We start from the raw sequence: 14,166 nt of genomic DNA on the forward strand, positions 1-14,166 counted from the left end.
GCCCATTCCTCGGCATCAGGCTCGGGGCTCGTCGCCAGCATTTCACGGACTCCTGCCCTGATCGCGTCAGGCGTGATCGCATCAATCCATGCGCCATGCAGGCGGCCATTATTGTAGGCCGCAAGGCAGGCCACGTAGATGCGGGGGTGGTCCGGAACCGTGAGAGCGGTAGCTGTTCCAAGGGGTGCAGCGGGGTCAAGTTGGTCAGTCATGTCAGTCTCCTTTGCGCCGCCCTGCGTTCTTTCCCGCACAGGCGGGGGTGGGCGGCGAAAAGGTGCATCGCCGGAGCGCATAAGGGCCCCGCGCAAGGGGAAGCCGTAGGTAGGAAACTTAAAGACGATCAATGACGACAACGTCCGCCCCCTTGCGCGGCGACCGCGCTCTGGCAGACGCACCGTCCGCCCAGACCCGGCTGTTGGGGAGATGTACGGACGTCTGAGAGACGACACTTGATAATACGCGCGCTCACGCCACGGTATAGAAGCTCGATAACTGGGACTTACGCAGCCGATCTTTTCAGTGCTTTGCTACCTTTTCCAGTGCCCGGGTGGTCCGCATGGTCACCTAGCATAGACTTGTATTTGTCGGGAACCTTGGTTGTCCGCTTTGGTGCAGGCACAGCGGTCTGGTTTGGCGGAAGCAATATTCGTTTGCTGTTAAGGGGGGTCCTGAGAAGTTGCCGCCTGATTTCACGAGCTAATGTTTCTGCCATCAAGGATGGTACCGCATTGCCAAGCATCCTCTGCATTTCAGTTCTCCCAGTTTGCACCCGAAGACCATCTGGGAAAGTTTGCAACCGGCACATCTCCTCGAACGTCAACCGTCGGTTATTCCAATGAAACGGGCCTATCGCCGATCCTGGCTGAGCCTGAATTGTCCACGACGGCAGACGTTTGGACAACTTCAACAGGAAACTCCAGTAACGGGTCCGCCAACCAAATAGAGGCTCGCCTTCGTTCCGATTGGTGTGCCACAGATAGTTATTTCCCTCGGGTATCGTCGGAAGGAGATCTCCCCATTTTCCTCCCACAATTAGGCCCGACAATTCAGTCGGCTCATCAATGTCGTGAAGCGCGTCCCAAGCTGTTGTATAAGGCAGCTGCGTCGAGAAAAGATCATCATCCGAGATCTGCGGATCTCGATGGGTCGGCTCAGGGAATTTAAACTCCTGACCATCCCTGGCCCCGACAATAAAAATGCGCTCCCGTCGCTGTGGCACGCCAAAGTCGACACAATTCAGAGATTTCCAAACGGGTTTGTAATTTGTGCCAATCTCGTGGTTAATCGTTTCAATGCTTTCGAGGATGAGCCGCAGACCTTCATCCTTATTTTTGAATGCCAGACCCGCGACATTTTCAAGCAAAAACGTCTTCGGCTGAGTGTCACGCAAGACTCTCAAATATCCCGTAAGCGTGTCCGCACGCGGATCATCTAGTCTAAGAGAATCCCCGCGCACCCAGTATGATGACTTTGAGAACGGTTGGCAGGGAGGGCCTCCAAACAAAATATCAGCTTCTCCCTTTTTCAAGCCGGCTGTCTCAAGAATCTTCTTGGATGAAATATCGTTGATGTCAGCCTCAAGGACAGGCCATGGTCGATTCAGCCGGATCGTCGAACATGCTCTCGGGTCAAGCTCCAACGCTACGCGGGTCTCGAAGCCAGCAGCCTCAAAGCCAAAATCGAGCCCGCCGATTCCCGAAAACAGACTTATGGCTTTCAACATAGTGAGATTCTCCGCTATCTGGGACGTAAGGCGATTCTTACTATACCCCATACGACCCCTGTAAACTGTATTGTCAATACAACATGTTGCGGATTTTTCTCAAAGAAGCGATGCACGATTTCGAACGACGTAGCGGTTGCAAGTTGACTTATGAGCAACTGGCAGCGGCTACGGGATTGTCTGTTTCGACTCTTCAGTCGATCGCGAGTCGAGCCGCGTATAATCCCCGCCTGAGCACGATTTCCACGCTATGCGAAGCTTTGGATTGCGGTCCTGAAATCCTGTTGCGACGCACGCCGATCAAGGTGAAATAACATGACCATCCGGTTTGACTATGCTGCAGCAACAACCCTTTTTCTCAAACAGGCAGAACGTGCATTTGCTGGAGATTTCGACGCATCGTGGAGTTCAAAGATTGAGCGCCTGTCAAATCTCTGCGAAGTTGCGAACGTTCGAACACATGTGGCATTCTTGGGTACCGCTATACTTGCGAAATCACTCAATGCGGAAGTCGATCTGAATACCGTCAAACCCACACATGCCCGCAACTCAGAACGCTCATACCCAGCGAGAACACTCGCTGAAAAGGTATTGGTGCCATGCGCGAATAAGATTGGCATCCATTTGGGTGTCACAGGCCGTGAGCCTTTAAATAATCAGCCATATTTTCGAATGCGATGGCTTGGAGACGAAACGCCTATTCATTCGGCTAGCCGTCCCCCTTTTGAATTCATGCGATCTTTGATCGATGAACTGCAATCATCAAGCTCGGAGGACGCTGAGGCTGCGCTTCGCGCATTCATTCATGTTCGCAAATCATATGCAGTTGAGTATTCTTCCTACTCTGGAGCAGTGTCAGTGGCTCTGGAAGACTTCGCACAGACATTGGGTATATTCGTCAGTGAAAACTCTGAAAATGGGCGCCGCGCCCAAGCGGTGGCCGCAGGACTACTCGACCTGGTGGAGGGAACAGAATTTGTTCTGTCCGGTAGAGTAAATGACCCGAGCCGAAACCATCCGGGCGACGTTTGCGTCGTAAGTAGGGATGACACTTCAACATTTGTTAAGGCACTAGAAGTTCGGGACAAATCTGTAAGCATGTCCGATGCCTATGTGTTTGCTGGCATCTGCCAGAAACATGGTGTGGCGGATGTGTCCATCCTGATGGTCTCCCCCAATCAAAGTCTTTTGGACAAAGCCGAACTGACAAAATGGGCAAAAGAACGAGGACTTGGATTTCGACTGTTCTACGGATGGGGCGATATCGTGGAAGAGGCGCTTTTTTGGAGCAAGTTCGCTATGCGACCGGCAGTATCCGCTGCGGCCGAATTTATTGAACTTAGGCTTCGTGAAGTTGAAGTCTCGCGGGCAGGATACGAACTCTGGCAGAAGCTCTTTTATGCCCGCTAGTGTCCAAGAAAATTTGAAGCGGCACCTGACCCACACCTCAATCCATTCGGCGCCCGTGACCCCTCTGGCCAACGGACAGTGGGAAGCGCGGGCGCGCGACCTGCCGGTGAGCCCCAGCCCCGTGCCTGCAGCCGGACTTTCTGATCCCTCAGTGAGACGAGCCGGGCCGGCCAGAAGAACGGCTCTGTCCCACCTCAATACGTCCATTCCAGCCGGACAGCCCCGCCTCCAGCGGGCAGGTCGCAGATGAGACAAGGCCTCTTCAGGCCACGCGCTGATCCAGACCTGTCTCGGCGCCGAGCAGCTCGACCAGATACCCGCCATCACGGAGACCTTCTGCCTTGCGGATGATGTACCTGATCGCGTCCTTCATCGTCCCGGTCTCGAGGCCCCATTCCGCCTCAACGGCCTCCTGGCCATTCAGCACGGCGGCAATGTCCCGCCTGGACATGCCGAGCTCAAGGCAATCGAGGGCGACAAGGCCGTCCCGCAGGATCTGTGTCGTCTTCGTCCACAGAGGCATTTCAGCGACGGGTCCCTGCTCGACCAGCTCAAGGGCCGCCTTCTGCGCCTTGAGTTTGCGCTCATAGTCATCGAGGTCAGAAATGGTCAGCTTCATTTTGACGGGCTCGAGGCCAATCAGCGAGGCGCCCGTGCAGCGGACCTGAACCACGCAGCCTTTTCCGCGGACCAGGAGAAACTCGCGGGCCTGAAGGTCTGTGACATGCGTGATATCGCAGATCGGCACGGTGCGGTCCCAGATGTCACAATTCTGACCGGGCGCCCGCGGGGAGCAGTTGATTTCGACCTGGTCGGGATAGACATGCTTGTTCCAGACCGCGTCGGCTTCGAGACCATTGAGGTCCGGATCAGGCATGAAGACCAGGCCCCAGCGTTCGGCCAGTCTCTGGGGCACGCGGGACCTGAGCATCCTGATCGGAGCGCAGGGCGCCATTCTCTCCGAGATCTCGGAATCGCTGCGTAACTCTGCATCGCGCCTCAGTTTCGGGTTGCGCCGGAGATATTCCCAGGCCCACCGGTCTCGCGAAAGCGGCCAGAGATAATCATAGCGTTTCAGTACGCCTGAGGAATTCAAGGGGTAGGTTTTCATCTGCCGCTTCCGTGTCGCTCCGAAACGTGCAAGCCAGATGCCAATTTCTATCTTAGGTAACATATCAATTCTCCCAAAAGGCGTTCCCCCATCCACCTGAGAACCAGCTCCCATCTCTCCAGACAAAGACCTTTACAGCGAAAAACCCAATAGATATCCTCTCTTTAGTTGAATCTCCTTCGCCCTCCTGATTGCCGAAACAAGACGAGATTTCCGCCCTTGCAGACGTCACTTGATCATCTCAGCCCAGGCCGCGCCCGCGCATTGGCAAGGGCCCGGGACATCATGCTTGAAGAGCTGCAGGCCCGGATCGAAACAGGAGGTGGCGCAAGAGCGAGCCGCTACCGGCTTTTAAAGCTCATCCTGTTCGGCCCCTTCGCGAGAAACAGTGCATCAGAGACAGCAGCCCTCTCCCCGCATGCCGCCATGAACTTCCTGGTGATCGTCAGCCATCGCGCGCTGGCCGGGATGAGCGCCTTCTGGGACGAGGTCGAAGAGCGCATCGCCCGGGACCACCATGTCAAATGCCCCGTAACCCTCATCATCCACACGCTGCCAGACTTAAACAGCCACCTCAAAGCCGGCGCCCCGTTTTTCTGCGACATCATCAATCAAGGCATCCTCGCCTACGAGGACAGTGAACCCGGCAAGGACGGCCGGCCCAAGAATATAATTGCCAAGCCAGTTGCTTCAGATCCTCGGTCCGTTCACGAGTTTGGCTTAGGATTTCACTCCCGCTTTTTAAAAAAAGCAAACCTGTCTTTGCAAGACGGCCGTTTCCACACCGGCGAGGATCCTGAGGCAAATAGCCATGCCGCATTCAGTCTCAGCCAAGCAGCTGAGTTCGCGTATCGCATGCTCTTGCTGACGGTGACCCAATACGCGCCCCCCAGCCACAACCTCGGCAAGCTCCGCAGCCTTGCCAGAGCGGTCGATTCGAGAGTCGACGAGGTTTGGGCGCCGCTGCAAAAATCCTCTAACCGCCATTTTGAACTGCTACAGCGGGCCTATGTCGAAGCCCGCTATTCGCCGACCTACGAGACCCATGCCGACATACTCGCCTGGCAAGCCGATCGAATAGAGGTGCTGATCGGCCTCGCGGATGCCCTGTGTCGTGAGCACCTCGACCGCCTCAAAGCTGAACATGGCCAACAGAATTGCATGTCTTCCAGAACTCTGGTTTCTAGTGGCGACGACAGGTAGAGTGGCGGAGACGTGCCACAAGAGGAAACGCGCAGCTCGTGAAGAACAGTCTCGATCATCTCAACCTGCAAAAGCAGAAAGAGGTCACCTACATCCGGAGGGTGATCCTCGAAGAGCTTGAGGCACGCCTTCGCAAGTCCACGTCGAAACGGGTGGCTCGCTACCGCATCCTCAAACTTGTTCTCTATGGAAGCTTCGCGCGGGGAACGTGGTTCGACGACCGCAAATCCGGCCGGGCTTCAGACTATGACTTCCTCGTTATCGTCTCTCACAAAGCACTGACCGACATGACCACCTTCTGGTCCAGTGTTGAAGACCGCCTGTTCCAGGACCCTAAAATCCAGAAAGATATATCGCTCATCGTCCACACGCTACGGGACGTAAACCGGTCACTCAGCGACGGCCAATACTTCTTTACCGAAGTCATCAATCAAGGCGTTTTGCTATATGACAGCGATACCAAAGCAGGCCCCGGCCAGCCAAGGTACCGACTGGCCCAGCCGGGATCCCCAAATCCTCAGAAAGCCTACGAGATAGCAGCCAAGTATGTTTCGCTCTGGCGCAAGAAAGCAGAGTTGTTTTTGGGCGACGGAATAAGGCATGCAGGAAGAGGTGCAGATGAGAACAATCATTCGGCTTTCCATCTGCACCAAGCTGCAGAAGCAATTTACCGCATGGTTCTCCTTACCGTTACTCTCTATGCTCCGGCTACGCACCACCTCGGCAAGCTGCGCCAGCGCTGCGAAGCCATCGATCCGCGTCTCGCCGAAGCATGGGCCCCGGAACGCAAACCTTACAAACGCTATTTCGAACTCCTGCGCCGCGCCTATGTGGAAGCCCGCTATTCACCTGCCTATGAGACAAATGTTGAAATCCTGAACTGGCAGGCCGAACGCATCACTCGGCTCCTGGAGCTTGCCGAGGCATCCTGCCAGGAGCGGCTGGCAAAGCTTGAAACAGAGGCAAAGGCGTTCTGATCCGCGCCAGTGCTCCGGCAGATCGGGAAATGGGAAAGTGCCAGAGAGGCGGAGAATTTGACCTCGCCGGCGCCACTAATCTGTCCAGGTGCTTAGATTTATACCAACTCGTCAATTTCTGGTTGGTCGTTTGAATTCCTCCCCATTCAATTGCGGGACCAAATGGGTCTCAGATCACTGCCCACGCTTAGGAGCGACAGAATCCGGATCGCCTGAAGGGAGGGGCATATGCTCTGCAAGCCATTCCATCACCAGGTCGAAAGCAACAAGCGCGGCCTCCGGTGTTGTATAGGTATGACCCTCGTCCAGGAAAGTGATGTATTTTGCCGGGACCCCGGACTGCCTGATCAGGGTAAACGCCTGTTCATGGGACGCGTATTGCGTTGGCGAAACCGCCCCGCCGTATCCCCCACGAAGAATAAGAGTAGGTGTGCGGATCTTTACGGCATCCAGGACGTAGTTCGCCTTGTATGGCTCCGGATCGTCGCTGATTTCTGGCCCCAGCAAGCTCCGGAGAAACCTGTTGAAGTCGGAGCCTGTCCGGCTCCCGCTGGAGGCAGCTTGGAGCACCGACCGAAGATCCAATGGAGAGGAGTCGTTCAGGATCGCAGCAGCAAAAAGGCCGGGTTCATCGGTCAGGGCTTTGAAGGTCCGCGTACCACCGGCACTGTGTCCCATAACTGCAATCCTGTTTGGATCTATAGAGCCGAGAGATACAACATACTTCACTCCGGAAATCACATCGCGTGAGTCATACACGGCGCCGTCAAGATGCTCTGTGAGACTTTGCCGGATCGGACCTGGCCCGTAATTGCCGCTCATCCGGTAGTCGGGAACAAACACTACATATCCCAGCGCGGCCAGCGCGTGCCATTCCAGAGGACCGCCGCTGACCGATCCTGTAAACGCTCCATCAAGATAGAGATCACTGCCCGTCCCGTTCCCGTGGACATAGACAAAGAGCGGGTAGCGCTTTTCGGGATCGAATCCGGAAGGTCTGATCAGCCACCCCTTTGGACGGATCCCGTTGTCGGACGTCCATTCAATCTGCTCCCAATGCCCGAGGTCAAAGTCGGCTGCCGGATCATCGATGACGGCATAGATCGCCTCTTCGCCGGTGGCGACGTCAACCGTCCGGACATCGCGATACCCGTAACCGTCGACCGTTGTATAACTGAGCATAGACCGATCCGGCGAAAGAGACATGCCGTAGCGCCTGCGCTCGCCGCCCGCGAGGCGCCGGTGATCACCCGTCAGGGCGAGCGACCAGACTTCATCCAGTCCTGCCGCCCGCGCCCTCACATAGACTGCGCCCCCGTCATCAGACCAGAAATAGTCATTCGAAGGTGTAAGGCCCTGGTTTGCGGCCGGCCGTAGCCGCCGGATGATTTCGCCTGTCGAAGCGTCGAGGATAGCGAGGTCCATGAAGCCCGCCCAGTTTGAGTCATCATCATTCAGTGCAAAGGCTATCAGCCGGCCGTCCGGAGAAAGTCTCGGATGCGAGTCCTGGAGGATGGCATTGGCCCGGAAGATCTCTTGGGACGCCCCCGTTTCCAGGTCGATCCGGATCAGCTTTGTGTGAGGCACTGCGTCTTCGAAACAGGTGAGCGTAACGTAGAGTTCCGGGCCCGGCGAAAAGGATTGACCGGCCGAGGTGCATCCCGAAAATATCCATGATCCGATACTGTTGCTGTCAACGATATCCACAGCGATCACGCGCGTGGCCTGCACGAATACCTCGTCCGACACTGGCGCCGTCTCTTCCAGCCTGACCCCGTTGACCGTTTTGGTCCTGACCATCGCGTTCTGGCGCCGGCGTCCATCATACATCTCGCTGATCGCGACACGCCGAGCGTCATCGGCCCAGTCAGCCTTGTGCCATGCGAAGTTTCCCTCGATCTCCGAGGGAGGCTCGGGGACCTCCAGGGTCGCCTGTGTCTGTGTTGCTGAATTGAGCAGCCGCCATTTTCCATCTATATGGGAGATCAGCCACGCTCCGCCCGGGGAGATTGACACCCTTCGATAGGTGCCCTGACCGGCGCTCTCATCATCGAAACCTGCGCTGAGGTCAGCTCCGGTCGGTCCGTTCTGCTGCAGCGCCCGGAAGGACGTCTCCCCGGTTGGAGACCTCATCTGCGCGTACAACCGGTCCGAGCCCAGCCAGCCGACAGTCGCCAGGGGAGGCCGGCCCCGATGGACGACATCTTCGATCGTTATCTCCGGTTTGTCCTGAGCGAGGCCCGGGCCCGCGATAATCGTGCATGATGCCAGCAGAAACAGCGCCGGAAGCACCAGCAGGATCCGGCTGCATATATTCGGGTGTTTTATACTGGCCATTGAGCGGCCTCCTTGGTGTTTGCGGCTGGCAGGCTGGCGTTTGCATGCCTGCCGGGTGGGGTTCACGCGATTGCCTATTCTGACAATGACGCCCGGAAGCGGCCTGTCGGCCTATTCTGCGGTCATCGCGCGATCGTCTCTTGCCTGCAGGGGCTCGGCCGCAGGTCCGGGAACATCGGGGCGAAATTCGTCGCCGTTGACGAAGACAGCCACCAGGACAGGTTAGGATGCGGAGAATCCTGCCTGCCTCAATTAAAACTATAGTCGGCATATGGATGTCTCCGGCCGCAACAAGCCCGGCATTGCTATCCTTCCGGCGTCACCACTCCTTCGTCAGCCGAAGCTGGAAAAAGCGTCCCAACGGACTGGCATTGGTCGGATCATACCCGATCGGGCGCGTCAGGCCCTGATTGCCGAGCGCCGACCTCTCGACCTCCGGCGGCGGGGTGTCGAACACATTTCTGACCCCCAGGCCAAGTTTCAGACCCTCAAGCGCTGCATTGCTGCTGCCTGCGAAAGTATACGACGCATTGAGATCGAGGACAGTCCAGCTGTCCACGGACGCCGGCGTTGCTGCAAAGCGGTCCTCCGTGTCATCCACATAAGTGATGACAGCATTAGCCGTCCATGCGTTGCGGCCGACCCCCAGCGATCCGCGAAGCCGCAGGTCAACCGGCTGTGTCACGATATCGACAGTGGTAATCTCTCCTGCCGCCTGTGTCGCCTGCTGCTTTGAGTCAAAAATGTAGGCCGCATTGAGTGAGGCATTCGTGTCGAATGTTCCGAGCGAGCCGGTGTGCGCGAGCGTGAAATCAAATCCCTCGACTTCGCTGCGCAGCAGATTTCTTGAGCGAAGATCAACAAGAGCATCGACGCCGGCGGCTATAACGGCCGGATCCTGACTGTTCAGGCCAAGGCTGTCAGAACCAATTGGACTGTTGCCAATCAGGTCCGCTACCTGCGCCGGTGTCGGATCAAAGATGAAGAACTCGCCGAACGCTGCCGGATCAGACAAGGCGGCAAAACCACCCGTGGGATCTGGCTTGCCAAGTCGGTTGTCGAATTTGGTGCGGAAATAGGTCCCCGACATCTCCCATCCGTTGAGGGCAGGAAGGCTCCAGTCGAAACCTGCTGAAAAAGTGTCCGACGATTCCGGTCGGATATCCCCGGCCGGAGGGCCGGCTTCGTTGAGAATCAGACGTGTCGGTGTGGTGTCTCCTCCGAGAACGAACTGGAATATCTGTATAAAGGGCTGCCCGCCCAGCTCGCGCAGGGAGGGAGCCCGGAAGGATTCAGAGTAGGAACTCCGCAGCCTGAGCTGTTCGACCGGAGACCACGCCACACCCACACGGGGCACCGTATCGGATCCCAGATCGGAATAGTCCGTGAACCGCGCGGCTGCAGTTAGTTCAAGCGCGTGGACCAGAGGAACACCCATGTCAGGGCTGACGAGAGGGACGAATGTCTCGGCAAACAGATAAGCTGAGTCTCTGCTCAGTACCTCATTCGTACTGCGGACATTGATAACGTTTATATTGGTTTCGTAGTCTTCCTCGGCGTAGCCCGCACCAAAAGATGCCCGGACAGCTCCGGCCGGAAGCGTGATGATCTCGCCGTCGAGCTTGCCTCCTGCTTCATAGTATGTCGAATTCTGGTTGACATCAAACTGTGCAACAACATCACCGTTCAGAACCCTCACGCTGGCGCTCTGATCATCGTTCAGAGACGCGACGACGAAGACTTCCCCGCGCCAGGTCTTTGCAAACTCCTTATAGGCGCCGGTCGAAAGCTGCGTCTGCTCCGTCGAGTTATCCGTGAAAACCGTGAAGATGCCGCCCTGGACGAGCGCATTTCCAGCATTTCTCTGAGAGTAAAGGGCATCGGCGAAAAACCCGGCCCGGGAACCAAGGTCCTGCCGGAGCGAAAGAACACCGCTGTTCGTGCGGCTGTCCGGAACAAGCTCGAACGGAGCAGCAGCCCGGGCAAAATCACGGTCTTCCGCATCAAGCTGACTTTGCTCCTTGTAGCTGTAGGCCGCCATCAAGCTCCCGGATTCCCAGTTCAGACCACCGGTCTGACCAAAACCCCACCGGGCGTGATCGCCCTCCCCCACGGCGCCATAGTAAAGCTCTGTGACCGGAGCCTGGAATTCATCCTTGAGAACAAAGTTGATGACGCCCGCGATCGCATCTCCGCCATAGATGGCAGAGGCCCCGTCGGTCAGAACATCCACCCGCTCGAGAGCGTTGAGTGGCAGGAAGGAGAGGTCCGGTGTGCTTCCGCCGGGCGCGACCATGCGGCGGCCGTTCAGAAGGACGAGCGTCGCCCCGTCTCCGAGGCCGCGCAGGTTGGGGCTGCTCCGGAAGGACGATCCGGCCGTTGCCCCGAACGCCTCCCCACTGCGGCCGTTGAAGTTCTGGGGCAACGTAGCGAAAAACTCTTCAACCGACACAACACCCGCAGACTGGATGTCGCTGACATCGAAGGAAAGCACTGGCGCACTGGCCGGCACCACGCCGCGGATAGTCGTGCCTGTAACGATCACGGTAGCCTGACGCTTCTCCCTGTCGGCGTCCGCTTCAGCCTCGTCCTGCGCAAGCGTAGCCGGTGAAGCGTCACTTACTGTCCTGTCCTGAAGTTGCGCCAGCTGCACGCGGCTGGCCGCGCCCCTCCCAAGGGACGCCTTAGTCCCCAAAGGGCGGCTCTCAGCCTCCGCCATGACGATCGTCAGAGCCCCATTCGGGAGCGCAACAAGTTTCAGGCCGGAACCGGCAAGCAGACGGTCGAGCGCCTCTGTCGGCCCCATGTCGCCTTCTACGGCAGGAGACGTCTTTCCGTTCATCAGATCGCTTGGCGCAGCGACCGTCAGTCCAGATTGCTCACTGAAGTCCAGGAGGGCCCGCGCCAGAGGCTGGCGCTTGATGTCAAAATCAACTGTCTCCTGAGCAGCAGCCGGGGCAACGGCAAAGGACAGGACGATTGCCGATGCGGCACTCGTCAGCGCGAAACGGTTGAAGTAGCGAAAGTTCATGATGGTCTCCCCCAGGAAAGGTTGTCGTGTTGTCCATCGCCCCGACCGGCATCCTGCAGACCGGGGCTCTCAGAACAGCGACGGAGACCGGCTCTCTGTGTTTCAGGGAAAATTCACATTCCGCTCTTTTTCTGGGAAGGAGACGTCGGCGTGACAAATTAGTCACAAGGTCACCGCCGGTCTCTTCGGCGCAGCGTAACAGCGCCGCCTCTCGAACGTTCAATCGTGACGGGGTGAATGGCCGCAATCACAGTCAGGACCTCATCCATGTCCTCGGTATCGAAAGAGATCGTCGAGCGCAGATCGCCGACCTCCGAGGTCGCAATATTGATCCGCTGTTCGGAATACCGGTTCATGTCGGCGATAATCTCAGCAAGGCTTGCGTCTTCATACGCAAGGCGACCATGGCGCCAGGCGCCTGGCTTGGCCTGCTCGATCTGCCTGATCTCGGGAAGCGCCACCCGCCGCGCCGCACTCACACGCTCTCCGGCCATGAGGACCTGTTTTGGGACGGAGGCTGTATCACCCGTCTCGATGACCCCGACGATGTCAGAGGGTTTCAGCACCTCGACCACGCCTTCGAGCACGGAGACATGAACGATGTCGGCGCTGCGCTTCACATCGAACTGGGTTCCCACAACACGCACGAGTGTATCCTGACTTGTGACGTAGAAGGGGCGCTCCGGATCGCTGACAACGTCGAAAAAGGCCTCACCTTCGAGCAGAACCAGGTGACGGCGCCGACCGGAGAACTCTGCCTGGATCCTGGAGGCCGGCCCCAGCGTCACAACCGAGCCATCTTCGAGCGCAATCTCCCTGATTTCGCCAATCTGCGTGAAAAGCTCCGACGCGCCTGATTCAGCCATAACTGGCTCGGTTGGCGCGACGACGTGCGGCCAACCCTGCACATACAGCACAGCAACAACCAGCACGGTAACCAGAGCGCTTGCCGCCGCCGCAGCGAGCACCGGTCGGCGAACGAGGGCGAACAGCCCGTCGATGATGCCTCGTGGCTTGCGCCCCAGAAAAGCGTCGACATCAACGCCGGCCTCGGGCGCAACGAATTCAAGATCCCGGAACACCTGCTCGAATTCTCGGTAGGCGATCTTATGAGCCCGGCTACCATGAAGCCAGGTCTCGAATGCCGAGCGTATCTCGGCGTCTGCTTCACCCGAATGCAGGAGGGTGAACCACTCGGCAGCCTCGCGCTCAATCTGTTCCTCACGTTTTGCCTCAGTCATCGTACGCCCCAGGATCACGCGGCAGGCGACTATCGCGTTTCAGAGCGATCACAAGTGTGGTGATGGCCTGATTGATGCTGCGACCGACATCGGCCAGCGAATAGCCTGTCTCAGCGGCGATCTCACGATAGGTTTTGCCTTCGAGTCGGGACATGGTCAGAAGCGCCTGTTGTTTCTGCGGAAGCTGGCGCATTGCCGCGATCAGGATCGAGAACCTCTCTTTTGCTTCAGCGACGCGCTCGGGTGTAATCTGTTCCAGCGCCAATTCTGTGTCGAGCGCCAGTTGCTCGGCAATATAGGCATTGGCCGTCCTCGACGCGCGCCTGTGATCGAGAATGACATTCTGGGCAGAAATGAAAATGAAGTTGCGCGGATTGGCGACGGCGGTGCGATCCTTCAGGCGCGCAAATTTCATGAACGCCGTCTGTACTGCATCCTCGGGCTCGGGTGGACCGGAACCAAAAGCGGCTCGCACCTTGGTGACGAGGTCAGCAAAGTAGGCGCGATAAAGACCATCGAGCTCAGCATCGACCGGTTCCTGATCGTGCTCTACGCGGACCTTGGGCTGGTCGAACGGCGTCCGGGTATGGCTCATACTCATTCCTACGCGGCGAACGCAGATGCGCGAACGATGCTCAGGATTGTTTGGAAATGACAAAATGTCCAGATGGCTCGCGTACCGTCGCGTCCTACTGGCTGCCGCGCCGCATCTTCCCACTGGTGCATTGGATTTTTCGGAACAGCAGCAGGAAATGAAAACCGAAGATATCCAGAAAACCCGGAACTATCCATTTAAAATTGATCTTGGGCGCTGCTCTGAGACCCTGGTCTGGACCACTGCCGGTTAGAGTTTACCGGTCTTTTGGACCGCTCCCCAACCAGGCCGCCGGTTCTGACCTGCTTCAGGATCGCAAGGATCTGGCTGTCGCCAACTCTCGATTCCTTCATGCTTATCTGCGTCGACAGTCAACACCAGTGACATCCATTTTTCAGCTGATTATTCTCAGGGACGATTACCCGCTCGCCCTCTCCCACCTTCCAATTCAGGTTGCAATCAGATACACGTCCACCCCGGGTGGGCCGGCACAGCGATAAGACCTCCAGGTCAAAACCTGTGCCCCGTTGCGCATGCT

Annotated in this window: 12 protein-coding genes; 5 read left to right on the plus strand and 7 right to left on the minus strand. The window is 57.5% G+C overall.

The features are described 5' to 3' along the window. Both HOC_RS18970 and HOC_RS18975 read right to left on the minus strand, forming a co-directional pair. On the minus strand, window positions 1-212 hold a 212-nt coding region (locus HOC_RS18970; protein ID WP_035541499.1), incomplete at its 3' end, for an antirestriction protein ArdA. A gap of 287 nt (window positions 213-499) precedes the next feature. Beyond that, on the minus strand, window positions 500-1,723 hold the full coding sequence (locus tag HOC_RS18975; RefSeq protein ID WP_035541502.1) for a DNA cytosine methyltransferase: 1,224 nt from the start codon (window positions 1,721-1,723) through the stop codon (window positions 500-502). Window positions 1,724-1,833: 110 nt separating this feature from the next. On the opposite strand from HOC_RS18975, the gene HOC_RS23000 reads away from it, so the two are divergent. Next, window positions 1,834-2,037 (plus strand): helix-turn-helix domain-containing protein, encoded by a 204-nt coding sequence (locus HOC_RS23000; RefSeq protein WP_422120059.1) that lies wholly within the window; start codon window positions 1,834-1,836, stop codon window positions 2,035-2,037. Window position 2,038: 1 nt separating this feature from the next. Further along, entirely contained in the window at window positions 2,039-3,133 is a 1,095-nt protein-coding gene (locus HOC_RS21950; protein ID WP_084146465.1) for a restriction endonuclease, SacI family, read from the plus strand. A 262-nt stretch (window positions 3,134-3,395) separates the two neighbouring features. Here HOC_RS21950 and HOC_RS21575 read toward each other — a convergent pair whose 3' ends face one another. Beyond that, window positions 3,396-4,244, minus strand: a complete 849-nt coding sequence (locus HOC_RS21575) for a DNA -binding domain-containing protein (RefSeq protein ID WP_051625115.1) — start codon at window positions 4,242-4,244, stop codon at window positions 3,396-3,398. 285 nt (window positions 4,245-4,529) lie between these two features. Between HOC_RS21575 and HOC_RS18990 the strand changes: the two genes are divergently transcribed. Together HOC_RS18990 and HOC_RS18995 are read left to right on the plus strand one after the other, a co-directional pair. After that, the gene (locus HOC_RS18990) at window positions 4,530-5,447 is read left to right on the plus strand and encodes a HEPN domain-containing protein (RefSeq protein ID WP_035541505.1); all 918 of its coding nucleotides are present in this window, start codon (window positions 4,530-4,532) and stop codon (window positions 5,445-5,447) included. 38 nt (window positions 5,448-5,485) lie between these two features. After that, window positions 5,486-6,424, plus strand: coding sequence for a HEPN domain-containing protein (locus HOC_RS18995; protein WP_035541507.1), 939 nt, complete (start codon window positions 5,486-5,488; stop codon window positions 6,422-6,424). Window positions 6,425-6,598: 174 nt separating this feature from the next. On the opposite strand, the gene HOC_RS19000 is transcribed toward HOC_RS18995, so the two are convergent. From HOC_RS19000 to HOC_RS19015, 4 genes are all read right to left on the minus strand, one after another. Next, window positions 6,599-8,761: a S9 family peptidase gene (locus HOC_RS19000; RefSeq protein WP_035541510.1), complete on the minus strand. Its 2,163-nt coding sequence runs from the start codon at window positions 8,759-8,761 to the stop codon at window positions 6,599-6,601. 319 nt (window positions 8,762-9,080) lie between these two features. Beyond that, window positions 9,081-11,792, minus strand: coding sequence for a TonB-dependent receptor (locus tag HOC_RS19005; protein WP_035541513.1), 2,712 nt, complete (start codon window positions 11,790-11,792; stop codon window positions 9,081-9,083). 170 nt (window positions 11,793-11,962) lie between these two features. After that, window positions 11,963-13,033 (minus strand): FecR family protein, encoded by a 1,071-nt coding sequence (locus HOC_RS19010; RefSeq protein ID WP_035541515.1) that lies wholly within the window; start codon window positions 13,031-13,033, stop codon window positions 11,963-11,965. Beyond that, window positions 13,026-13,628: an RNA polymerase sigma factor gene (locus HOC_RS19015; protein WP_035541517.1), complete on the minus strand. Its 603-nt coding sequence runs from the start codon at window positions 13,626-13,628 to the stop codon at window positions 13,026-13,028. Before HOC_RS19015 ends, HOC_RS19010 begins: the two co-directional genes overlap by 8 nt. A gap of 64 nt (window positions 13,629-13,692) precedes the next feature. Here HOC_RS19015 and HOC_RS19020 point away from each other — a divergent pair, with 64 nt between their 5' ends. Further along, entirely contained in the window at window positions 13,693-13,881 is a 189-nt protein-coding gene (locus tag HOC_RS19020; RefSeq protein ID WP_035541518.1) for a hypothetical protein, read from the plus strand. The last annotated feature ends 285 nt before the right edge of the window (window positions 13,882-14,166 follow it).

This window comes from Hyphomonas oceanitis SCH89 (genome assembly GCF_000685295.1).
GTDB lineage: Bacteria > Pseudomonadota > Alphaproteobacteria > Caulobacterales > Hyphomonadaceae > Hyphomonas > Hyphomonas oceanitis.